A 23,791-nucleotide genomic window follows, 5' to 3' on the forward strand; every position below is an offset into this window, starting at 1 on the left:
ACAGATAAAATGACGGCAGTCACCGCTTCTTTATCCGACGATCAGCGTGCTATATTGTCGCTATGGTACGAGGTGAATGCATCATTGTCTGCCTACCACAAGCTAGTCACCTCTTATGGTAACGCGCAGCTTGCTTGGCAAGCCACAGTAGAGGCGTGGAAGCAGCTGGGTCTGCACCACACCCATCTCAAACGCCACGAGCAGCCAGATCAAACGCGCGCTAGTATCGATAAAATCCAGCAAGCACTCGTTGATAGTCGCTATAGTCTACTGTTTGCTGATCAGCCTGATTATCCCGCCCAGCTCCTACAGATTTACGATCCACCGCCACTATTGTTTTTTCGGGGGAATAGTGCGCGTCTGCATCAGGCTCAAATTGCTATTGTGGGTAGCCGCAAACCCACTGCACATGCGCAAAAAATTACCTTTGATATGGCGCAATATCTTGCGCAGTCAGGATATATTATCACTAGTGGTCTGGCGATAGGGGTGGATAAACGAGCGCACTTAGGAGCCTTGGCGCAGACAGATCAGGACTATCAAGGCCGTACTATCGGCGTGATGGGTACAGGGATTGATGTGAACTATCCCAATCATCGTGACCAGTTATTTGCTCAAATTGTTGATCAAGGTGGCTGTATTATTAGTGAACTGTTACCGCATACTCAGCCGCACAAACATACTTTCCCGCGTCGTAATCGTCTGGTAGCTGGGCTCAGTCTAGCCACTATCGTAACCGAAGCCACAATCAAAAGTGGCTCACTGATTACCGCCCGTCTAACTTCAGAGCAGGGCAAACAAGTCTTTGCGATTCCAAGTCATATTGATAATAGCAATGCCGAAGGCTGCCATCACTTGATACGTGAAGGCGCAACGTTGATCTATCATCCTGAGCAAGTACTAGAAGATGTGAATGCTCAGCTCGACTACGACAATCGCTCGTATAGTGCACTAAGCGCTACTACTGACCTAAGTCGCGATCAACCAGAAACCAGTCATTCTCCAAAAATGCTTTCTGAGGGCTCAGATGTCGAAAAATCGCCTAGTAGATCGCTTAGCACCGCGAATAACCAGAAAAAGCCTCCTAATGTCAGACCTACTCGTAGCGCGCTTGTTATACCTGAGCATTTGACAGCAATCTATGAGCAGCTCGATTGGCATGGGCAGGATTTAGATGCGCTTATTGTCGCAACCAAGCTTGAGCCATCACAGCTCATCGGACAGTTGATGGAGCTTGAGCTAATTGGTATTATTAGTGTTCAGGGCGGACGGTACCTACGTGTTTAAAGTGTTACACATGTTTGCTTCTACATACAAAGAGGGCTCATCTCTAATGGTAGCGCTCTGAGTTGCTCTTTTTGTTATGCTATTATGAGCATCTACCTCCATCCCAGTATGAAACATTTCAGCTATGAGCTACTCTACATCCTTTGTTACTGATTCTACCGTCCAAGCTGCACAGTGGCTAAAAAAAGGACAGCTGCTTGCGTATCCAACAGAGAGCGTTTGGGGTATTGGTTGCGACCCTTATGACCAAGCAGCTGTTCAGCGTATTTTGGATATCAAACAACGTCCACAAGCCAAAGGCATGATAGTCGTTACTGATAGTGTCTTTCGCTTAGCACCTTTGCTAGCCTCTTTAGATGATGTTCAGCGACAGCAGATTATTGATAGTTGGCAGACAGACGATAGCGGAGATGAACAGCAAAATCGCCAAGCACATACTTGGTTATTACCGATTCCTCAGCCGCTTGTGAGCACTGTACCCACTTGGATTACCGGTCAGCATCAGACTATTGCTGCTCGAGTTATCTCGCATCCTACAGTTCGTAAGCTTTGCCAACAAATGGTAAGTGAACAGAACCCATTTGGTCTATTGGTTTCTACAAGTTGCAACCCATCAGGTCAAATACCTGCTAGCACTTTTGAGGCCGCCTATGCTTATTTTGATGAGCAAATTGTTTATTTGCAGGGCGATACTTTAGGTTATACCTTACCTAGCCAGATTCGTGACGCAACGACAGGCTTGGTTATTCGTTAGTGGACAAGAAATATGTAGACGTTTTTTTGCTACCTGCTTGCCTTACTCAACATGTTTTCTATTGTATGAGCTACATTTTTACAGTAGTTCTGGCACAGATACTGTTTATCACATACTGACGGTAGCCCTGAATAGGATTTAGGCAGTCATATGAAAAATAAATTAAATCAGCCAAGTTATAGTTTGAACGAAAGTTTGGCTGAATATCCAAAAATGAAGGTTACTAAGTTATTTTTATTCGTAGGTGCGCTGTGTGAGCTCATTATCTTTCCATGGATAGCGACACTTCTTAGCTCAGATGACAGCATAGGTCTATTGTTCATACTGTTTTTTCCAGTTTATCTTATTGCAGGTGGCTTGTTTGCGATGCCAACTACATTAATGATGGGAAAGTGGCATTCGTATAAAGAAATATACATACAAGATGGGTGGTGGATAAGAACTTTTTTTATGGGAGTTCTTATTAATGCTTTATTTTTTGTTTGGTTTATATTTTCTAAATTTGGTTTAGTGATATGGTTCTCTATCAGTTTAACTGGAGGAGTAAGTGCCGTATTAGCAGGTATGTCAGCTTTACCAGTATTGAAAGAAAATATTGAAGACGTAGGCTGAGCCATTAAATAAAGAGCTGATCAAACTATTTCTGAAATATTATGATGCGTTTGGATGGTCAAGAAAGTTCGAAATGGTTTATAACAGCTATATTATTTCCATTCACAAATTGACCAACTTATGAGTTAGAACTAATGTTAGATAACAACAGCCACTATCCAAAAAAAATGGTGATATTTTTATTTTTAACTTTAGGTACGCTATATCAGTTGATCTTATTCCCTATTTTAGTATCACTGATAATGTGGAATAAGGATATAGGTCTGGCATACGCTGTAGCCATACCTTTTTACCTTATTGCAGGTGTATTTCTTATTGGAATGCCTACACTATTGTGCGGTATATGGCTTGCTTCCAAACAAACATATAAGTCCAAAAGATGGTGGGTAAGAGTTTTTCTTGTTGGTTTTTCTATTAATGCCACATTTTTTATTGGTCAAGATGCTCGTACATGGTTGGCGATTAGCTTAGTAGGAGGTATAAGTGCTTTGATTGTGGGTATGTCCGCATTACCTAAACCTAAACAAAGTCTGCAATATTAGCCAAAAAATTAAGATACTTTTTTAATAAAAAAACTTCTATCTTTGACAGTAATTATCAAAGTGCAATGTTTGACCTCGTAAACCTTTCATTCCTCACCTTCCTTTACCAAAAGTATGTAAAAGTCATTTTGAGCTATGCTGAAGAAACCGTACAAGTAAACTTGGTAAACTAAGCATATTAATCGGAGTTTATCATGGTCAAGAAAATAAGAACCTATAGCACAGAATTTAAAGCTGAAGCCGTTAAGAAGATATCAGACAATAATGGCAATATCTCAGCGACTGCAAAGCAGCTTGGCATCGCCATGCAAACCTTATCGAACTGGAACAACAAAGCCAATCAAGGCAAGCTGATTGGCACAGAGCAATATGATCCTGATCTCATGAGTGCTCTTCAAGAAATAAAGCAGCTCAAGCGGCAGCTTAAAGTAGCCGAAGAGGAGCGAGAGATATTAAAAAAGGCGACGGCGTACTTCGCGAAAAACAGCTAGTCAGGTACGCCTTCATCAAAGATAACCAGCACTTCTTTACCATCACCACTATGTGCCGCGTGCTAAGGGTTAAGCATTCAAGTTACTACGACTGGCTGAGTCGCGATATCAGCGAGCAGCAGATACATCGCAACCATTGTGAGCTACTCGTTAAAGCCGCTCACAGTGAAACTCATGAGCGCTATGGTGTTGAGCGTCTGCATGCGCATCTAAGTGAGCAAGGTCATAACATCAGTCCCTACATGGTCAGAAGCATCAAAGAGGAATACAGCATCAAATGCCGTCGCCACAAACACTTTAAAGTCACCACCGACTCCAATCACAACAAACTGGTCTATCCAAACGTGTTGGATCAAGAGTTTGATGCCAGTCGCCCTAACCAAGCGTGGGCCAGTGACATCACCTATATTTGGACGCTTGAGGGCTGGTTGTATTTAGCGGGAGTCAAAGATTTATATACCAAAGAGCTGGTCGGCTATGCGATCAATAAGCGAATGACCGCAGATCTAGTATGCAAAGCATTGAACATGGCCATCAAGAATAAACAACCAAGCAAAGGGCTAGTCGTTCACTCTGACAGAGGCAGTCAGTACTGTAGCCATGCTTACCACAAGATCATCAAGCAGCATCAGTTTACAGGTTCAATGAGCGGTAAAGGCAACTGCTTTGACAACGCACCCATAGAAAGCTTCTGGGGCATATTGAAGAACGAGCTAGTATATCACCAAGACTATAAAACAAGGTTTGCAGCTATCAGAGATATCATTGGATATATTGAGTTATATTATAATCAGACTAGGATTCAAAAGGGTTTAGGCTATAAATCGCCAAGACAGGTGTGGTTTGATTATTATCGTCAGGCTGCGTAATCAAAATCTCCCAAGTTTATATATACGGGATTGACGGCAGGGGTCATTTTGATAAACACCACAAAAAAGCAGACGATGGTTATAACCGTTTGGTGTTTATGGAATAACAAATCATTTAACGATAAGTCATAGTTGCAATATTGGTGACAAGCAATATTCGGTACACAAAGGGAGTAGGGTATGCATGTTTTGATCAGTGGTGGTTCAGGGTTTTTGGGTAGTGCGTTCAGCCGAGAACTATTGGCACGGTATCGTAAACAAGATAAAGATGTGAGTGTGACTTGGTTGACTCGTGATAGTAGCCAGACGCACCCCAGTGACATCAATATGATGACTTATGATGAGCTTACGACGTGTGAGACGAGCTTTGATGTCATCTTAAATTTAGCGGGTGCTGGTATTGCCGATTCACGTTGGAGTGATGAGCGCAAAGAGCAACTGGTTGCCAGTCGTATCAAACCTACGCAATCAATACTCGACTTCATCGCCCGTATCAACACAAAACCCAAGCTATTAGTAAGTGGCTCAGCCATTGGCTGGTACGGTACGCAAGGCGACAAACCACTAACTGAAACCAGCGACTACAAAGAAGATTTTGCGCATGCACTGTGTCAGGAGTGGGAGGATATGGCACTCAGAGCAACTGAGTATGATGTCCCTGTAGCAATCGTGCGAACAGGTGTGGTTATTCATCCCAACGGCGGTATGGTGGCCAAGTTACTGCTACCATTTAAGTTTGGTGTTGGTGGGCAACTGGGTGATGGACAACAAATCATGAGCTGGATTAGCCGAGATGATTGGGTAAGTGCGGTGATTTTTATTATCGAACAGCATCTTGCTAATACAAAAGCTGCCAAATATATCAGTGAGCCAGTTACTGATGCTATGAGTCTTAACGAACAGGCTTTAGGTAGTAATGTTTCAAATGACCGAGTTTTAAGCGACCGCACCTCAAATAACAATAGCTTAAAGACGCAAAATAATACAACGGCAGTCATCTATAATCTTACAGCTCCTGATCCTGTGACCAATCACACTTTTACTAAGGCACTTGGCTCGTGGTTACATCGTCCGACAGTGTTTACTTTACCAGAATTCTTGCTCAAGCTCATGTTTGGTGAGATGTCGACATTACTCATCGATGGACAAAAAGTACTGCCAAAAGCATTGTTGGAAGCAGGTTATTCATTTGAACACACTACACTCAAGCAAGCATTAGAAAAGCAAAACCAATAAGTTTCGATTGTTTCATGTGAAACATAGTAAGCTATTCTATATAGCTTTATTTGCTCTGAGCATCATATATTGTAGTTAATCATGCTCAAGGATCTATCATGCGCTATGCGTTCTTTATTACTATCTTTGTGCTATTGCAGCTGTTCAGTGCAGGTGCGGCGTTGAGTATACAGTGGTGGCTACAACCTTGGATCACCCAAACACTACAAACTATCGTATGGTCTGCCGTGTTTATTATCACCAATGGCTTATTAGTACTTAGTGTAAAACGAGTCTTTGCGAACAGTTATCGCTGGGTCAGTGGCTGGATGCTGATCATGCATTTCATATTATTAACCGCCTTGGTAGTAAGCTTTTTGTATGGTGGTTATTGGCTAGTAGTATCGCTAATAGGTAAGACAGGGTACGGGTCAAATACGCTTTCTCTTAGGCTGCGAGCACTGGCAGTAGTCGTGCTCTTAGGACTGTTTATTTTTTCGCTATACAGTGCCTATGTCCCTATCGTACGTCATCTGTCTATCAGTATTGATAAACCTTTAGCCAAACCACTACGCATCGCAGTTGCAAGTGACTTACATTTAGGACGGTTATTCGGGGTTACAGCAATAGATAGACTCACCCGTCTGATGAACAATACACGTGCAGATATGCTGCTAATGCCAGGGGATATCATGGATGATAATACAGACGCATTTAATGATTATAGTATGGAGAATAATCTAGCCGAACTGTGTGCCAATTTGCCATATGGCGTCTATGCGACGTTGGGTAACCATGATTTGTATGGTCATGAGCGACCAATTAGCCAAGCGTTACTTGGTGCAGGTGTGCATCTATTAAATGATGATGTATTTTGTATAGAGCATGAAGGGCAGAAGGTATGGTTGGTCGGACGTTTTGATAATCATAAACGTCAGCGTGTCGCCACGATAGATCTGTTAGCGAAAGTGGATACTTCACAGCCAGTGATTCTACTAGATCATAGACCGAGTGATATCGACGAGCATAGCCAGTTACCAATCGATCTGCAAGTATCAGGTCACACCCACAATGGCCAGGTGTTTCCTGCTAACTTTATTGTCAGTGCTATCAATAGACTAGGTTATGGATATGAAGCAATCGGCCAAGGACATTTTGTAGTCTCCTCTGGCTATGGATTTTGGGGCATTCCCTTTAGATTGGGTTCACGCTCTGAGGTCTGGTTGATCAACGTGTCTGGTAATGCTGATTGATAGATGTTTCTAATTGAACAGTACCTTTGATTGACCTGTACCTTCAACATACTGATGTATTCGTACAATAGCATTTCTAAAAAGTGTCTTTGAGTGGTACCTCTAAGTAATAGCGCTCTTAAACAACGGCATTTTTAAATAAAAGTACCTGTAAACAAAATATCTTTCAAAAAACCACTATGCTGCTAGCTGTGATCGAGTACTGATGACATCGCGCACAAAACCACAAAACCCGTTGATAATGTCTTTTGTCTCTTGCCCAAGACCTTGATGCACGCTCATAAAATGAATAAAACCATGCGGTGCACCTAGGACAGTATGAGTCTCGACGGGAACATTGTAGCTTTTCAACTGCTCTGCATAAGCAAACGCTTCATCACGCAGCACATCGAGCTCAGAGGCTACGATATAAGTCGGACATACTTTGCTGTTATCACCGAGCATGGGTGAGTTTAGTATGTGTAGGCGTGGTAGGGGACTGTCTTTTAGGCAGGCTGCATCAAACACTGCCACGTCCGCATGATCTAACAATAATCCCTCGCCGTATAACTCCCAGCTTGGATAGTCTGTTTCGATATCGGTAACAGGATACAGCGGCATTTGTGCTAATGGCTTTGGTAGGCTCTCTAGTAGCTTGTACATCTTCTGACCTTGAGCGCCCAAGTCTGACCAAGCGCTCTCGGTTGGTGCAGTCAGCTGCTGCGCGATCAAAGTGGATAAACCACCGCCTGCACTATCACCTGCAAGGACGATACGTGATGGCACCGCTCCTAGTGTATGACAGTGTTCAGCCAACCAAGCATACGCTGTGATACAGTCTTTGAGGGCTGCTGGTGCAGGACACTCAGGGGCCAATCTATAATCGACACTAACGACAGGCCAGCCAGTTTGTTCGCAGACTGCATGGCAGAACTCATGGTGCGTATCGACATCGCCGATACAGAACCCACCGCCGTGGAAAAAAAGCATCACTGTCTCGTCAGGATTGTGGACAGACCCTTTCTTAGAACGTTTTTTATTGGCTTTCGTCTGATAGCAGCGAATGGTCATATCACCGTCACCAGCATTGGCTATCGTCTTGTCTTCCCAGTTAACAGGCTTCTCGCCCTTTTTGGTAAAGGGTTTGATATTGTTCAAGATATTGTCGCTAGCTTGCTGCCATACTCTTGGTGCCTGCATTGCCACCGCATCGGTAGTGAACCTTTCGCGAAGCTCATGCATGGGCGTCAGCTCTAAAGGCGTCTTGAGATGACTATTTACAGCGAGGATCAAGCGTAAATGTGCATTGGCATGAAGATATTGTTTTGAGTTCGGACCTTTTAGATAGGCAATTAAGCCCTCTAGTATCGGCGTTGGCAAATAACCAAAGCCTTTCATCGCATAATGCAAAGTATGTGGTTGGTACTGTGAAACTGGGTTGTAGCTGAGTACTTTTTCTCTGACGCTCAGACGCTTCTCATGTTGGCTACTTTCTCTTGTTCCATTGGCTGCTTCATCATTCGATGCTAGGTGCATCGCCATCAAGGTTTTGTTAAGTAAGGTGTTGATTGATGATACTGTGGGATTAGACATAACATCTCTCATAACGGTTTGGGTGTTTACGGTTACATCGATGTATATTTTGATGTAAGTCATAATATTTGTAGCAATAATAAGGCAGTAGTGCGTAAAGCAGGGTGTTGTTTAGTAATGGCGTGAATAGCAATAGTAAAGTGTTTTGACTAATTGACGTTTTTTTGTACGTTTTGTGAGTAAATATGGAGATTCGTTGACACAACGGAAAAATACTGTGCAACGCTGCTAAAGAGTATTTTGACTATATTTGTCGTAAATACGAAAAAATCCTGCGTTTTAGGCTTGAAATTTATACGCATCACCTTTATCAATCAGCTATTAGAGCGCATTAATAAAAACAATGAGTAAGAATCGTTAGGCATCTGATAAAGGTTCAATACAGCCAACAATTGGCTGAGTCATTGTGCCTTGTCGTAACTATTATTGTCGTAATCATTATTATTGAAATTCCAAGGAGCTATCATGAGCGAGCAAACCCCAAATAAAGAAACGCTTGACCAGACTGTGGTACACGATAATGTTGAGCATCAAAACAGTATCTTAGAAGAAACCATGAAAGAGTTTGATCCGCAGAACAACTCAGGTGAAGAGGCGACTATCGAAAACGAAATCAACCTCGATACATTCAAAGCACGTATTGCTGAGCTAGAAGGCGAAGTAAAACAAGCCAAAGAAGGTACTGCGCGCGCTAATGCTGAAGCTTACAATGCGCAAAAGCGTGCTGAGCAAGAAGCAGATAAAAGCAAAAAATTCGCCCTGCAAAAATTCGCTAAAGAGTTACTCGACATCGTTGATAACTTAGAGCGCGCTATGGAAAATGCAAATGCAAACGATCCAGTAGCTGAAGGGGTTCAATTGACCCACAAAGCGTTGGTCGCTGTATTGACCAAAAATGGCGTAGAGACCGTTGACCCACAAGGCGAAAAGTTCAACGCTGACTTCCATGAAGCCGTTGGTATTGACCCAGAAGCAGAAGCGGATACGGTTGGTACGGTTTTGCAAAAAGGCTATAGCCTAAACGGTCGTCTATTGCGTCCGGCGATGGTTCGTGTTGGTCAGTAGTATTTTTAGGGGCTAAACCCTACTAATATGAAGGTTTTTCACAAAAAACCACAGGAAAGACAGTTTTTGCGTATTTATTGCCTTGAAAAATACGACAGGCAAACCGATATATAGCAACAAGTGACCGACTACGGTCTGGATAAATAAGTATTTATAGTTAAAAACAAATTAGGAGCAATTCATTATGGGTAAAGTAATTGGTATTGATTTAGGTACAACTAACTCGTGTGTAGCAGTGATGGAAGGTGACAAAGTTAAAGTTATCGAGAATGCTGAAGGTACGCGTACCACACCATCAATCGTCGCTTATAAAGACGATGAAACGCTTGTTGGTCAGTCAGCTAAGCGTCAAGCAGTAACCAACCCAAGCAACACGTTATTTGCGATCAAACGTTTGATTGGTCGTCGTTTCGATGACAAGGTAGTGCAAAAAGATATCGGCATGGTACCTTACAAAATCGCTAAAGCAGACAACGGCGATGCATGGGTAGAAATCAACGGTAAAAAGCTTGCGCCACCACAAGTCTCTGCTGAAATCTTGAAAAAAATGAAAAAAACAGCAGAAGACTATCTTGGTGAGAGCGTAACTGAAGCGGTCGTAACTGTACCTGCTTACTTCAACGATTCACAGCGTCAAGCAACTAAAGATGCGGGTAAAATCGCTGGTCTTGATGTAAAACGTATCATCAATGAGCCAACTGCTGCGGCACTTGCTTATGGTATGGATAAGAAGCAAGGCGATAGCACGGTTGCTGTATATGATTTGGGCGGTGGTACTTTTGATATCTCAATCATCGAAATCGCAGACGTCGATGGCGAGCAGCAGTTTGAAGTACTAGCGACCAACGGTGACACTTTCCTTGGTGGTGAAGATTTTGACTCAGCATTGATTGATTTCTTAGTTGCTGAATTCAAAAAAGAGCAAGATGTGAACCTAAAAGGTGACTCTCTTGCGATGCAGCGTCTAAAAGAAGCGGCTGAAAAAGCGAAGATTGAACTATCAAGCGCGCAAAGCACTGAAGTCAACTTGCCATACATCACCGCTGATAGCAGTGGTCCTAAGCATTTGGTTGTTACTATCAGCCGCTCAAAACTTGAGAGCCTAACTGAAGACCTAGTACAGCGTACAATCGGTCCATGTAAGACTGCACTTGAAGATGCTGGTCTAAAAATTGGCGATATCGATGACGTTATCCTAGTTGGTGGTCAGACTCGTATGCCACTAGTACAGCAAAACGTACAGCAGTTCTTTGGTCAAGAGCCACGTAAAGACGTGAACCCTGATGAAGCAGTTGCAGCTGGTGCAGCGATTCAAGGTGCGGTATTGTCTGGTGACAAAACTGACGTATTGCTACTTGATGTGACGCCATTGACCCTAGGTATCGAAACCATGGGCGGTGTGATGACGCCAGTTATCGAGAAAAACACCATGATTCCTACTAAGAAATCACAGGTATTCTCAACGGCTGAAGACAACCAGCCAGCAGTAACGATTCAGGTATATCAAGGTGAGCGTAAAATCGCTAACCAAAACAAAATGCTTGGTCGTTTTGACTTGACGGATATTCCACCAGCACCACGTGGCCTACCGCAAATCGAAGTGTCTTTTGACATTAATGCTGATGGTATCATGAACATCTCAGCAACCGATAAAGGTACTGGTAAAGCACAAAGCATCCAAATCAAAGCAGATTCTGGTTTGTCGGATGAAGAAGTTGAACAAATGGTTCGTGATGCAGAAGCCAACGCTGCTGAAGATGAGAAATTCGCTAACCTAGCGCAAGTTCGTAACGAAGCAGATGGTCGTATCCATGCGGTACAAAAAGCACTGAAAGAAGCAGAAGATAAAGTTACTGATGAAGAAAAGTCAACAGTAGAAACTGCGATCACTGAGCTTGAAGCGGCAGCGAAAGAAGACGATCATGACGAAATCAAATCAAAGCTTGAAGCATTAGACAATGCCTTCTTGCCAATCAGCCAAAAAATCTACGCTGATAGCGGTGCTGGTGCAGAAGGTATGGATCCAAGCCAGTTCCAACAAGGTGCTGAAGGTGCAGCAGAAAGCAACCAAGCTGATGACGACGTCGTTGATGCTGAGTTTACTGAAGTAGACGAAGACAAAAAATAATATCAACTCCAAAAACGCGATGAGCTGCGTCAAACTTGCCTAGTCTACTCAATGTAGTACTTATGCTCGTTTTTCTGGCTACTCAAGTTTTTGAAAATGGTATAGTCGATACAAATCGATAAGCAGTTAAATTAAAAAACGCATCTTTCGAGGTGCGTTTTTTTATGGCTGTTTTTTCTATCGACCACTATTCCTGCTAGCTATTATTTCTACTAATAAAATGTGTGCCTATGGTTTAAACGCACTCACTATAAGTACTTCATAGGTTAAATTCACAACAGGTCGTCCCTTTTCATCTTCTGCGGAAAAATACCGCCAGTAGTCTGACTCAAATTGCTGTAGACGTGACTTTGTCCATCTAAAAGTCTGAGTATCATGGGCTGACTGTTGTGTCTGATTGGTCGATACGCCGGTGAGTTTCATATGTTTTAAGACAGCGTAAGGGGACAGAAATGGTAAATCATAGCGCTGGACCGAAAGCTCAGTATTTTTAAAACCAGCACAGTCTAATGCTGATTGCCATGCATCAATGTCTGGATAACTCAGCCCTTGACCAGTGAGCGTCTTAATTTGCAGGAAGTTATTTGGCGTAAAAGTGCTAAAGACCAGCTGTCCGCCAGATTGTAAACGCTGTGCTGATTGAGCGATAAAGCTGAGCGGATTGTCAAACCATTGCACGGCATTGGCACTGATGACTAGGCTGTGATGTGCTGCCAAATTCATCGTTTCAGCATCGCCAATAGCTATCTCGGCAGTTGGTAGTATCGATTGCAATGTCGCAGCTTGCTCAGTACATAACTCATTAATGAGCCACTGCTGGCTATTAATGTGTTCAGCAAGCAGACGCGTCATCTGACCGGTACCTGCACCAATTTCTAACACACTTGATTGCTTAGTATGAGCGATATTTGCGAGCAAATACTGACAGACTTCTCGTTGAATACTGGCGTGCTGATCATAGTCACTGGCACTAGCAAAGTGATGAGCGATGGTTTGTTTTCGGACACTAAAGGTATTAGGGGCGCTAAGTATTGTCATGTGCTTTATTCTATCCAAGTGAGTCACTAATCAGCCGATAGTGAGCGCAAACGTTTGTACTAAACGACTATGTCATAACTGCGCTATCAGTTGCTCGCAGTCTGCGGTGGTTAGTTTGGCATTCATAACGAGTCGAATGCGAGCGGTGTTTGCAGGAACAGTAGGCGGCCTGATAGGCAAGGCGTAAAATCCAGCGGCTTGGAGCTGTTTTGCCTTTGCCATGGTACGCGCATTGTCACCCAAAATATAAGGCACAATAGGCGATTCATAGGTAGGAGTTTGTGCTGATGATGGGACACGATATTCAGGACTGATGGCTTGGCTCAGTTGTTTTGAAATTTGCGCCAGGTGTACGCGTTGATCAGTGAGCGCTGGCATTTTTGCTAAAATAAATCGTGTCCATGCATGATTGATAGGGGGTAAGGCGGTGCTAAAAATTAGTGGGCGCATAGCGTTAATCAGCCACTGCTTTGTGATATCGTCACACATGATGTAAGCACCAATTGATGCAAAGGCTTTACCAAACGTCCCTACTAAGTAATCAATATCTACTAAAGTATGTGTTTCTTCTGCTAGGCCCAAACCTGTTTTGCCAAGTACGCCAACAGCATGTGCTTCATCGACATATAATTCAATACGAGCATCTTTTGCTTTTAGTTGTACTAATTGAAGCAAATCCGCGCGGTCACCATCCATACTAAAAATACTCTCAGTGACAATGATGATGCGCTCAACGCTCTCATCTGCCTGCTCAATAAACCGAGCCAAATGTTCGTAATCGTTGTGACGGTAGCGACGATAGGTGACCAGTTTGCTTTGACTCAAACGCATACCATCGATGATACTCGCATGTACCAGCTTGTCAGCTAATATCAGCGTCTTGACTGGCAGGGCGGTCAACGCGGGCAAAATACCAAGGTTAGCATGATAGCCACTATTCAATACCAGTGCTGTTCTTGAGTTAAAGATATTTTGTTTAGGGACGTTTTGTTTTTCTACTGCGCTCTCGTACCAATTTTGCAGTTCAGACTCTAATGTTTGTAGCTGGGTATCATTGCCCGTTAATAGCCGTGACGAAGTAGCGCTCATTTTGGGAGGCAGTGTATCAGATGATTGCTCCAACTGAACAAGGAATTCAGCCTGCAACTCGGTATCACCGCCCAAGCCTAGATAGTCATTACTGGCGATATTGAGTAATGCTTCGCCTTCTTTAATAATGTAGCGACCATGATGTTGCAGCTCGGGCAGTTGGCGGTATTGTTGTTTCGTTTTGAGGTCTGCAAGCGCGACTTGCAAATGATCGGTGATGGCTTTTTTCATCTTTTCTCTTTATTTTTTATCATTTAAGTCGTATTTGACCAAATATTTGGCAAAAATTCTGCGAAATGAGTAGGAATTATTGCACAAACGGAGCGGTTGTAACAAAAGGTTTCATATCTAAGCCTTTGTAACTAGTGGACTGATAAATGCTTTCAAATTTTAACTGTCATACCATTAAACACTGACAGAGTGTCTGAAATAGTTTGTTACTATATCCTCATCGTTAGCAGACAAGACGATAGGTCACTAAGACCACTATAAATAAACAACTTGTTTGTCCCAATTTTCTCTGAGGAGCTAATAATGAAAACTCTACAAAAAACGTTACTTGCACTAGCAACTGGTTCTTTACTTACTGTTAGCGCACAAGCCGCTGTTAATTATGGTAATGGCTATACAGGTCAGCCGTATGTTGGTGCTAAAGTCGGTCAATTCGATTTAGATATTGATAATGCTGATGATCCAACTGCCTATGGTGTGTATGCTGGTTACAACTTTGATCCTAACTTCGGTGTAGAAGCTGAGTATGTTGGTTCAGATGACGCTGACTATAGAGGCGGCGACATCGATGCCAAAACATATGGCGCTTATGGTACCTATCGTTATGCATTCCCAAATACTGGCTTATATGCAAAAGGTAAGCTGGGTGTAGCGAAAACTGAAGTAGAAGCATCTAATACTAATCTAGGTTTATCTGATGGTTCAAGAGACGATACCAATCTTGCTGGCGGTGTAGGTCTTGGTTACGCAGTAAACTCTGACTTCAGTGTTGAAGCTGAATACGACATGTTAGGTGATGATGTAGATCTTATGACTGTTGGTGCACAGCTAAAATTCTAAGCATTTAGCCTAGATTAAGCATTTAGCTTAAGTACTGCAATAAAAAACGATCACTCTAAGTGGTCGTTTTTTTTCGTCTAAAATTATATAAAACATATGTTTACTTTATTGGATAATTTGGTATGATGTCGCACTACTAAAAACAAGTGAAATATAGTTGAGTAGTATTCAAGGTTAAACAAATCATTTGTTTATTAAATCCAAGGTTGAGAATAGTCTATGAAAAATCTACAAAAAGCGTTACTCGCAGCAATCGTCGGTTCAGTAATGACAATGAGTGCGCAAGCAGCAATCTCTTATGGTGCTGGTCAATCGTATGTTGGTATTAAAGCCGGTAAGTTCATGGTAGATGTTGATGATCTAGATGATCCAACGGCGTACGGTGTATATGCTGGCTATAATTTTGATTCTAACTTTGGTGCCGAGATTGAATACGTAGGCTCTAGTGATACTGATGTCGATACAGGTAATAGTGGTGTTGACGCTGAGTATGACCTTAAAACCTATGGTGCTTATGGTACTTACCGCTATGCATTCCCTAACACTGGTCTATATGCCAAGGGTAAACTAGGCTATGCTAAAGCCGAGATTGATGCTTCTATAAGCGACGACTTTGGCAACTTTGAAAATAACAGTGGTAGTGATAGTGGTGTCGCTGGTGGTATTGGTTTAGGGTATAACTTCAACCCTAACATGAGTGTTGAAGCTGAATATGACTATGTTGCTGAAGACCTTACGCTATTAACTCTTGGTGCACATTACAAATTCTAAGTCTCAAACCTTAGCTAAAAAATGATCACTTAGGTGGTCGTTTTTTTTGCCTAAAATTCGCAACAGATATTTTGACCGCACAGTATGTAAATGTGTATCAGAAATACGGTTAAAGCATTGTTATTCTTAAAAATATGATACATTAAAAACTGGAATGATAAAGATAGGAATGGTGGCAAGGATGGAGATGTTTTTTATGATTGAACCTTGGCATTGGCTGGTATTGGGCTTCTTACTATTGATCGTTGAGATGTTTGTGCCGACGTTTGCCAGCTTGTGGTTTGGCGTAGCCGCTGTGATCATTGCGGCCTTAGCATGGTTGCTCCCTATTCCTTTATTATTTCAGGTGCTGATCTGGCTTACGCTTTCGGTTTTTTTTATGCTGGCTTGGGTCAAATACATCAAGCCCCTATCCATGAGTCGCAAAAAGGCGGCGCAAAGCAGTAATTTAGTGATTGGTGAGACCGGTATGATCGTGGTCAAACCGCAAAAAGGTATCCCTGGTATGGTACGCTTTAACGTACCTGTTTGGGGAGCGGATGAGTGGCCATGCCGCACAGCAGGTGCGAGGGTGGAGATGGGCGATCGCGTGGTGGTCTTAAAAGTGGTCGGCGATGAGCTGGTGGTTGCTCCCACACAGCGCCTCCAAGCACCCAAAACGATACGCCCAAATATTACACCGACACTCAATAGCCAAGTATCTACAAATACTCAAGTACCTGCAAATACTCAAGTGTCTGCCAAAAAACCTAACGGGAATAGACTGAGCTTGCACAAACCTGACCCCACAGAGACAGGCACTAGCAAATGACGCGTATGATATACCGAATATTTTTAAATCAAGATAAAAAGGACATAAATCACGTCGCTGGCAAACAAGGCGAGGATCAAGGAGAATCGTATGAGTAGCATCTTAAGTATTTTAAATGGCGGCGGTATCGTGATGTTGGTATTAGCAGCCTTGGTGGTTTTTACTGTCTTTAAGAGTGTCTGTATTGTCCCGCAGGGGTACAAGTGGGTTGTGCAGCGACTGGGTAAATATCAGCAGACCCTAGAGCCTGGCTTTAGCCTTATTATTCCTTTTGTGGATAGAATCGCTTATAAAGTTACTACCAAAGACATCGTACTAGATATCCCATCGCAAGAGGTTATCACTCGCGATAACGTGGTCATCATCGCTAATGCGGTCGCTTATATCAATATCCTACGCCCAGACAAAGCGGTCTATGGTATTGAAGATTATGAGCATGGTATCCGTAATTTAGTACAGACATCATTGCGCTCAATCATTGGTGAGATGGATCTTGATAATGCTTTATCGAGTCGTGATGAGATCAAGGCGTTGCTCAAACAAGCGATTTCAGAAGACATCGCTGATTGGGGTATTACGCTCAAAACCGTAGAAATTCAAGACATTAATCCTTCGCAAACCATGCAAGCCTCTATGGAAGAGCAGGCAGCAGCAGAGCGTTTACGCCGAGCGACAGTCACTCGTGCTGACGGCCAAAAACAAGCGGCTATATTGGAAGCAGATGGACGTCTTGAAGCGTCACGTCGCGATGCTGAAGCGCAAGTGGTACTGGCCAGAGGTTCAGAGGAGTCGATTCGTCTTATCACAGCGGCAATGGGTGATGAAGAGATGCCGATTGTCTACTTACTTGGTGAGCAGTACATCAAGTCTATTCGCCAACTGGCAGAGTCTGATAATTCAAAAATGGTGGTACTACCAGCAGATATCTTGAGCACTGTAAAAGGTATGGTCGGTGATAAATTAAAAGTGTAGATAGCTAGCTATAAAAAAAGACCTCACATGAGGTCTTTTTTTATAGCTGATAAGTGGTTTTTGAGTCGTAAGCTCAGATCACTTTTGAGAAGTGACCGTTGTGTTTATCTTTCAAGTACTCATCAAACACCATGGCGACATTGCGACCAAGCAGGCGTCCTCTTGGTAAGACACGAATACCTGCTGCATCCATATCGATCAGTCTATCGTTTTGCATCGTCCCTAATTGTTGAATCTCATCAATAAAGTAAGTAATGGCATCGATACCAAACTTTTGGTTCACATCTTTAAAGTCGAGATAATCGTGGCAGAGCAGATTCATAATGACATATTCACGCAATCGATCTCTGATAGATGTCTTGATATATTTTACAGCAGGCATAATCAGAGGGTTAGGTTTTGCTTTGTCTATTCTAGCTTGATAGGTGTGTAGATCGGTATCGTTTTGCAATATATAGCGGGTGTTGCTATTGGCAATCTGACTGATAGATGAGACACCAAAGCCCAATAAATCACAGTCGCCCATGATGGTATAGCCTTGAAAGTTGCGATGTAATTTACCTTGGCGCTGGGCAACAGCCAACTCGTCATCAGGCTTGGCAAAGTGATCGATGCCAATGTATTGATAACCAGCTTCGGTCAGTGTATTGACAGTATTGCCGAGCATGGCAAGTTTGTCAGCTGGAGTTGGTAGGTCTTCATCTTTGATCTGACGCTGAGCTTTAAACCGCTCGGGCAGGTGAGCATAGTTAAAGACTGACAGACGATCTGGTGACATCTCGATAATACGCTGTACAGTGTTGCCCAAAGTATCAGGCGTTTGATGCGGTAAACCGTAAATGAGGTCAATATTAATAGAGCCAAAACCAAGCTTACGCGCTTCATTTAACACATTTTCAATCATTTCTGCTGAGTGCACGCGATTGACGGCGATTTGTACCGTTTCATCCAAATCCTGTACACCCAAGCTGATACGATTGAAACCCAGGTTGCGCAGCGTTTGTAGGGTATTGTCACCCAGTTCACGTGGATCAATCTCGATAGAGTAATCACCTTCATCTTCAGGTAAAAACTCAAACTGAGTCTGCAGAAACTCCCATAACTGTACTATCTCTTCATCACGCAAAAAAGTGGGTGTACCACCGCCTAGATGGAGCTGCTTGACCAGTGGTTTTTCGCTGCCATCTGGCGCAGATAGTAAGCGACGTTTCAAAGCAATCTCAGCGATTAGATATTGTAGATAGTCACCAGAGTCGCTGTTTTTTTTGGTAATGACTTTATTGCAGGCACAGTAATAGCAAAGGTGACGACAAAACGGAATATGAAAATACAAAGATAGTGGCGCGCGCGACTCACGATTTTGAAGAATTTTTGTCTCAAGAGCAGTCGTTTCGAGTCTGTCCGGTATCGGCGTGAACTCTAACGCCGTTGGGTATGAGGTATAACGTGGGCCTGAACGATTATACTTGTTGATGATGCTCTCATCGAACGGGGGTAGTTGCTTACTGGTGATGCTACCGCGGATGCTGGCATAAGGGTTATCTGGTTGCATAACAGGGCGCACCGTGGTGGGCGAGTCGTCCGCACGGTTGTAAGGCTGTTGAGTATGTTGTTCTGAGTAGTCTGTCATGCGATATTCCTCGTTTTAACGCCGAACATACGGATTCTTATATGGTTAGTCGTTCAGTAAGTGAATGCTAGTCTTATTTTTAGAAAGCTGATAAAAACATTTGAGCAGGTTATTGGTAGCTGTATTTATCACCGAATTTATGATGGTTAGTATAACAAATCCTTATTGCCAGTGGGGTGGTTGGTCAGTGTGCTCAGCTATTAAAATACAGCGGTTACTTTGACACAGAAAACCCCAGCACTTTGGATAAAAAAAACCCCAGCACTGGGCTGAGGTTTTTATATTTCTGTTTTACTTATCTACTTCATTTTGCCAATGCTACTCTCTCAGTTGAATGGTACCACCAACCGCTTGGTCATTGACTTCAGTTTTACTAAAAGGCAAGCGTATCCAGTCTTTGGCTGAGTAACGGCGTGTCTGATCACGGTAATACGGTCGCGTGCTGTCTGAGGCTTGTGAATATGCCAGTAACGCTTCTACGACAGGGCCGTTGCTATCAAAAGTTACGGTCTGCATATAGGTAGGACCAGCAGTGATTGGCTTATAAGTACCATCTTCATTGAGTCCTGGGCCTTGAGCGACGTTGAAGATACCTTCGCGTCCAAGTCCGCCATGCATAGAGATTTTTTCGTTATTACTACCTGCATCGATGACGTACTGTAAGTCTGCCAAAGAGGCATCAAGGGCGATATTTTTGTCATTGAAGTAGCTAATGGCATCTCCCAATGCCTGACGTGTATTATCATTGATAATCAGGTCACGTGGCGTATTGACAGGGTCATTGATATCGAACTTCACATTGAAGGCATCATCTGTAGTTTCAGTAAAGTCGACGCTGCGCCAAAACTCTCTGAATACATGAGCACCTTTGCTATCTAGGTTGTTACGGCGATCCCAATTGCTCAGAATATTACAAGCTTGAGTGGCATTGATAGTACCACCGCTAGTCAGTGGCATCATAGGGTTGGTTGTACAGTCTGCCAATACATCATCGAGTACGAGCTCAGCAACATAGCTGCGGTTGCCATAGACCACGTCTTGCATATTATCTAGATTAAAGGTGGTGCCACCAAGTTGGTCTGTATTGCTCAGTCGATCTGAGATCTGTGTCAGTCCCATACGCGAACGCATCAGTAACGGTACGCCTTCTACTGCATTGGGTCCTAAGAATGGTGTTAGACGGCGACGTAGGAGCGGTGAGAACCCAGTCAGTGGCTGCTGTGGATTGCTCAACCAGTAACTGTCGTTTGAGTTGGCGACGTAATCATCACGAATCAAAAACGGCAGGTTTGAGCGTCCAAAAATACCTGCTTGCGGCGAGTCAGCATCATTGCCCCATTCACAGGCAGCGCTAGCACCATTGAGTGCTGGCAAGTCTGCTGCAATCAACGCGCCAAGGAATGGACCAGCATTGGCACTACAAGCTTCAAGCTTATCTTTGGTGACATGCGGTACGGTTGAAATATCGGCGTACAAGGCCTTGCCGTAGCGATCAGTGGCAATGGTGTTAACGAACCCAAGACCAAGGGTATCTTGCATTCTATCGACTAGGTCTTCGACGCTCGTGGCTTTGTTCATACTACGCCATTGATTGAGGGCACGCGGATTTTCAGATGCCGCATCACGAATGGTATAAGCGAGATTGTTATCACCCCAGTTAGGCAGCTGATCGTTTAGTGCTTTTACATTCAACATTGGCCCATATTGAGATAGATATAAAGACTCAACGCGCTCCCCGCCATCTGGCAACTGAATCGTTACCTCGACTTCTTCGATATCACGCTGCTCAAACACACCGTCACTATTTTGATAATTGTATTTCATAGGGTCACCATTTACCAAGCTAAGCTGATAAAGGGTAAAGCGTTTGGCGGTAGAGACTGTATGACTCCATGCCACATCTTTATTAAAACCGATATTGATAAAGGGCTGGCCTTGTTGAGCGGCGCCCATCACATCGAGCTCACCTGGCAAGGTCAAATGAAACTCATAGAAGCGCTGTACGCCCTCCCATGGCTCATGTGGGTTGCCGTACAAGATACCGCTATCAGTACCGGTTACCTCGCTGCCAAATGCGTAGGCGTTACTACCACCTTTCATCGCATTGATTGTTGAATTATCGAAATCAGCTACTGGCTCTGGGCTGACAGTACGCATTCTACTGCTGTCCATAGTCATATCTTGATCAGGCGGTGCTGCTGCGACGATAGATCTGACAAAGTTAGACAAGCCGCCGCGCAAGTTTGCTTTGCCGTAGACAGTCAGCAAATCATCAATCGTAATCTCACGTACCCATTCGGCGCCAGCGCAGTCAGGATTGATGTTATCAACCCCTGTATCACGTAGATACCGGCTATAGCCAGCAGCGTAACCTGTGACAGCATCAATAGTCTCGGGATCCTGAGCGGCCAAGAAACTAGCACGTCTCTCTGGAGAGTTATACCAAGTATAAAAAACGTCGCTGTCTACGTCACCGTCGTCACCGAGGTAACGCATGCTCTGTCCGCTGGCTACGACGACCTCACGTGCTAGTGAGCAAATGTTGTCCTCCGCAAATGCGTAACCTACGCCGTAACCGAGCCCTCTATAATCCTGTGCGGTAATATGCGGAATGCCAAATTCAGTGCGCTGAATATCTGCAGCGTAGGTAGTCTCAGAATCAAAGGGATCGTCATCGCCATCTGTGAAACAACCAGACAGTCCTACAGAAACAGCCACTGTGAGTAGCGCGAGCCTAGGCACACGCTGAGGAAGCATATCAATGCTCATAAGCTTATCCATCCATGGTTAGTTGGTGTGTATAAAGCGGATAGCAAGAAGCCGCTTTATATAGACAATAAAATCCTTTTATTGCCAATGCTCGGATTGATTTTGAACGCTAGTAGTGACTTGATGTTTGCTGAGCAGCAAACAAGAGTGGTATCAAACACGCCTCAGTCTTTAGCCAGTAGGATCAAAATTAAAAGAACATTTGCTCATCATATAATACTATTTACTCACTATACCAGTGATAAAACACGACATTTGCGCACTGATAAATAATACTCTATCATCAATTACCCCCTAATATTAGGAAAACACTGATGTCGTTTGCTCAAGTCTATACCCGATCAGTCGTCGGTTTGCATGCTCCCAAAGTCATCATTGAAGTTCATCTGTCGCAAGGGTTACCTGCGTTGACCATCGTCGGTCTGCCTGAAGCAGCTGTACGCGAGAGCAAAGACAGAGTGCGCTCTGCTATTCTTAATTCAGGGTTTCAGTTTCCCAATCGGCGTCTCACGATTAATTTAGCTCCGGCTGATCTACCTAAAGATGGTGCACGTTTAGATTTGCCAATAGCCATAGGTATATTGGCGGCAAGCGGACAGCTTGAGCCAGAGGTGTTATCAAAGTTTGAGTTTATAGGAGAGCTGGCACTTAACGGTGAACTGCGGCAGGTCACTGGCAGTTTAGCAGTTGCTCGCGCGATCAAAGCGGAAGGGCTAGCATCAAAACTATCGCAGACACCGCAACTTATCGTACCAGTTGATAATGGGGGTGAGGCCAGTCGCGTCGATGGCGTGACGATACTGGCCGCGCAGAGTCTAAAGGCAGTTTGCGACCATCTACAATCCTTGACTGACCCAAGTGCAACTTATGACTGCTTGGAAGTAGTGCAGCCCCGTCCAGCACCGCAGCATGTCGGGTATCAAGTAGATTTAGCGGATGTTAAGGGACAGCATCATGCCAGACGCGCGCTAGAGATTGCAGCAGCTGGTGGTCATTCGTTGTTGTTTACTGGACCGCCAGGTTCGGGGAAGACGCTTATGGCATCACGGTTGCCGACGATACTGCCTGATCTGAGCGATGAAGATGCGCTAGAAGTTGCCAGTACGTACTCAGTGGCAGACAGCGATTATGACTATGGGACAAGGCCGTTCAGGCAGGTTCATCATACGATATCGGCCGTCGCATTGGTTGGTGGTGGCTCACGACCCAAGCCGGGCGAGATTACTTTGGCGAACAAGGGCGTTTTGTTTCTCGATGAGTTACCAGAGTTCGATCGCAGCGTACTTGAGGTGCTGCGTCAGCCGTTAGAGGCCAAGCAAATTACCATTAGCCGTGCCAATTCTCAAATGACCTTTCCGGCGAACTTTCAGCTGGTCGCTGCTATGAACCCTTGCCCGTGCGGTTATGATGGTGATACCTCAGGGCGTTGTCGTTGTCGACCTGAGCAAATAAAACGCTACCAAGACAAATTATCAGGGCCGCTATTAGATCGTATTGATCTGCATATCACCGTACCAGCGCTGCCTATTGCTGACTTGCAAAACACGCAGGCAGGTGAGACGTCTAAACAAGTGCGTACTCGAGTAGCGACTGCGCATCAGCAGCAGTTAAAACGGCAACAAAAAGTCAATAACGAACTGAGCCCTAGTGAGATCGATCAGTACATTGAGCTGGGTGATAGTGAAAAGCAACTATTGCAGCTTGCCCAGCAGCGTTTGAACCTCTCTGCTCGTGGTTACCATCGGGTACTGCGAGTTGCTCGTACCATCGCTGACTTGGCCAATAGTACTGATATTAATAGCGCCCATGTGTCTGAGGCGCTGAGCTATCGCAGCAAAGCGTAACCTTGGTT

The 23,791-nt window shown here is 43.9% G+C and carries 19 protein-coding genes; 14 read left to right on the forward strand and 5 right to left on the reverse strand.

The genetic code is table 11. The features are described 5' to 3' along the window. Positions 1 to 9: 9 nt before the first annotated feature. The 7 genes from dprA to AC5JP1_RS10220 all read left to right on the forward strand — a co-directional run bounded on the left by dprA (position 10) and on the right by AC5JP1_RS10220 (position 7,023). Positions 10 to 1,287: a DNA-processing protein DprA gene (gene dprA / locus AC5JP1_RS10190; RefSeq protein WP_493844036.1), complete on the forward strand. Its 1,278-nt coding sequence runs from the start codon at positions 10 to 12 to the stop codon at positions 1,285 to 1,287. 124 nt (positions 1,288 to 1,411) lie between these two features. Beyond that, positions 1,412 to 2,041 carry an L-threonylcarbamoyladenylate synthase gene (locus tag AC5JP1_RS10195; RefSeq protein WP_493844037.1) on the forward strand — a complete coding sequence of 210 codons (630 nt, stop codon included), beginning with the start codon at positions 1,412 to 1,414 and terminating at the stop codon, positions 2,039 to 2,041. A gap of 150 nt (positions 2,042 to 2,191) precedes the next feature. Further along, positions 2,192 to 2,653, forward strand: coding sequence for a hypothetical protein (locus AC5JP1_RS10200; protein ID WP_493844038.1), 462 nt, complete (start codon positions 2,192 to 2,194; stop codon positions 2,651 to 2,653). 134 nt (positions 2,654 to 2,787) lie between these two features. Beyond that, the gene (locus AC5JP1_RS10205) at positions 2,788 to 3,195 is read left to right on the forward strand and encodes a hypothetical protein (protein ID WP_165597793.1); all 408 of its coding nucleotides are present in this window, start codon (positions 2,788 to 2,790) and stop codon (positions 3,193 to 3,195) included. Positions 3,196 to 3,389: 194 nt separating this feature from the next. Further along, positions 3,390 to 4,555 (forward strand): IS3 family transposase gene (locus AC5JP1_RS10210; protein ID WP_493842780.1). Its coding sequence is split into 2 segments (ribosomal slippage): positions 3,390 to 3,648 and positions 3,648 to 4,555, totalling 1,167 coding nucleotides; the frame shifts between segments, so codons are not numbered across the junction. 180 nt (positions 4,556 to 4,735) lie between these two features. Beyond that, entirely contained in the window at positions 4,736 to 5,791 is a 1,056-nt protein-coding gene (locus AC5JP1_RS10215; RefSeq protein ID WP_493844039.1) for a TIGR01777 family oxidoreductase, read from the forward strand. 98 nt (positions 5,792 to 5,889) lie between these two features. Then, positions 5,890 to 7,023: a metallophosphoesterase gene (locus AC5JP1_RS10220; RefSeq protein WP_493844040.1), complete on the forward strand. Its 1,134-nt coding sequence runs from the start codon at positions 5,890 to 5,892 to the stop codon at positions 7,021 to 7,023. A 177-nt stretch (positions 7,024 to 7,200) separates the two neighbouring features. Here the strand turns inward: AC5JP1_RS10220 and AC5JP1_RS10225 are convergent, their stop codons facing one another. Further along, complete coding sequence (locus tag AC5JP1_RS10225; protein WP_493844041.1) at positions 7,201 to 8,595, reverse strand: alpha/beta hydrolase; 1,395 nt, start codon at positions 8,593 to 8,595, stop codon at positions 7,201 to 7,203. A gap of 465 nt (positions 8,596 to 9,060) precedes the next feature. Between AC5JP1_RS10225 and grpE the strand changes: the two genes are divergently transcribed. Continuing rightward, on the forward strand, positions 9,061 to 9,660 hold the full coding sequence (gene grpE / locus AC5JP1_RS10230) for a nucleotide exchange factor GrpE (RefSeq protein ID WP_493844042.1): 600 nt from the start codon (positions 9,061 to 9,063) through the stop codon (positions 9,658 to 9,660). 184 nt (positions 9,661 to 9,844) lie between these two features. Beyond that, entirely contained in the window at positions 9,845 to 11,788 is a 1,944-nt protein-coding gene (gene dnaK, locus AC5JP1_RS10235; protein WP_493844043.1) for a molecular chaperone DnaK, read from the forward strand. A gap of 228 nt (positions 11,789 to 12,016) precedes the next feature. On the opposite strand, the gene AC5JP1_RS10240 is transcribed toward dnaK, so the two are convergent. Then, positions 12,017 to 12,826: a methyltransferase domain-containing protein gene (locus tag AC5JP1_RS10240; RefSeq protein WP_493844044.1), complete on the reverse strand. Its 810-nt coding sequence runs from the start codon at positions 12,824 to 12,826 to the stop codon at positions 12,017 to 12,019. A 72-nt stretch (positions 12,827 to 12,898) separates the two neighbouring features. Next, positions 12,899 to 14,146 (reverse strand): 8-amino-7-oxononanoate synthase, encoded by a 1,248-nt coding sequence (locus tag AC5JP1_RS10245; RefSeq protein ID WP_493844045.1) that lies wholly within the window; start codon positions 14,144 to 14,146, stop codon positions 12,899 to 12,901. 303 nt (positions 14,147 to 14,449) lie between these two features. Here AC5JP1_RS10245 and AC5JP1_RS10250 point away from each other — a divergent pair, with 303 nt between their 5' ends. From AC5JP1_RS10250 to AC5JP1_RS10265, 4 genes are all read left to right on the forward strand, one after another. After that, positions 14,450 to 14,986: a porin family protein gene (locus AC5JP1_RS10250; RefSeq protein WP_319050834.1), complete on the forward strand. Its 537-nt coding sequence runs from the start codon at positions 14,450 to 14,452 to the stop codon at positions 14,984 to 14,986. Positions 14,987 to 15,205: 219 nt separating this feature from the next. Further along, entirely contained in the window at positions 15,206 to 15,757 is a 552-nt protein-coding gene (locus AC5JP1_RS10255) for an outer membrane protein (protein ID WP_319050835.1), read from the forward strand. A gap of 196 nt (positions 15,758 to 15,953) precedes the next feature. Further along, positions 15,954 to 16,568: an NfeD family protein gene (locus AC5JP1_RS10260; RefSeq protein ID WP_493844046.1), complete on the forward strand. Its 615-nt coding sequence runs from the start codon at positions 15,954 to 15,956 to the stop codon at positions 16,566 to 16,568. 90 nt (positions 16,569 to 16,658) lie between these two features. Then, the gene (locus AC5JP1_RS10265; protein WP_319050837.1) at positions 16,659 to 17,540 is read left to right on the forward strand and encodes an SPFH domain-containing protein; all 882 of its coding nucleotides are present in this window, start codon (positions 16,659 to 16,661) and stop codon (positions 17,538 to 17,540) included. A 73-nt stretch (positions 17,541 to 17,613) separates the two neighbouring features. On the opposite strand, the gene hemN is transcribed toward AC5JP1_RS10265, so the two are convergent. Both hemN and AC5JP1_RS10275 read right to left on the reverse strand, forming a co-directional pair. Beyond that, positions 17,614 to 19,170 carry an oxygen-independent coproporphyrinogen III oxidase gene (gene hemN, locus AC5JP1_RS10270; protein ID WP_493844047.1) on the reverse strand — a complete coding sequence of 519 codons (1,557 nt, stop codon included), beginning with the start codon at positions 19,168 to 19,170 and terminating at the stop codon, positions 17,614 to 17,616. 318 nt (positions 19,171 to 19,488) lie between these two features. Further along, positions 19,489 to 21,939 (reverse strand): penicillin acylase family protein, encoded by a 2,451-nt coding sequence (locus tag AC5JP1_RS10275; RefSeq protein WP_493844048.1) that lies wholly within the window; start codon positions 21,937 to 21,939, stop codon positions 19,489 to 19,491. Between the two features lie 314 nt (positions 21,940 to 22,253). Here AC5JP1_RS10275 and AC5JP1_RS10280 point away from each other — a divergent pair, with 314 nt between their 5' ends. Beyond that, the gene (locus AC5JP1_RS10280) at positions 22,254 to 23,783 is read left to right on the forward strand and encodes a YifB family Mg chelatase-like AAA ATPase (protein ID WP_493844049.1); all 1,530 of its coding nucleotides are present in this window, start codon (positions 22,254 to 22,256) and stop codon (positions 23,781 to 23,783) included. The last annotated feature ends 8 nt before the right edge of the window (positions 23,784 to 23,791 follow it).

The sequence above is a fragment of the Psychrobacter sp. H29 genome, from assembly GCF_059073055.1.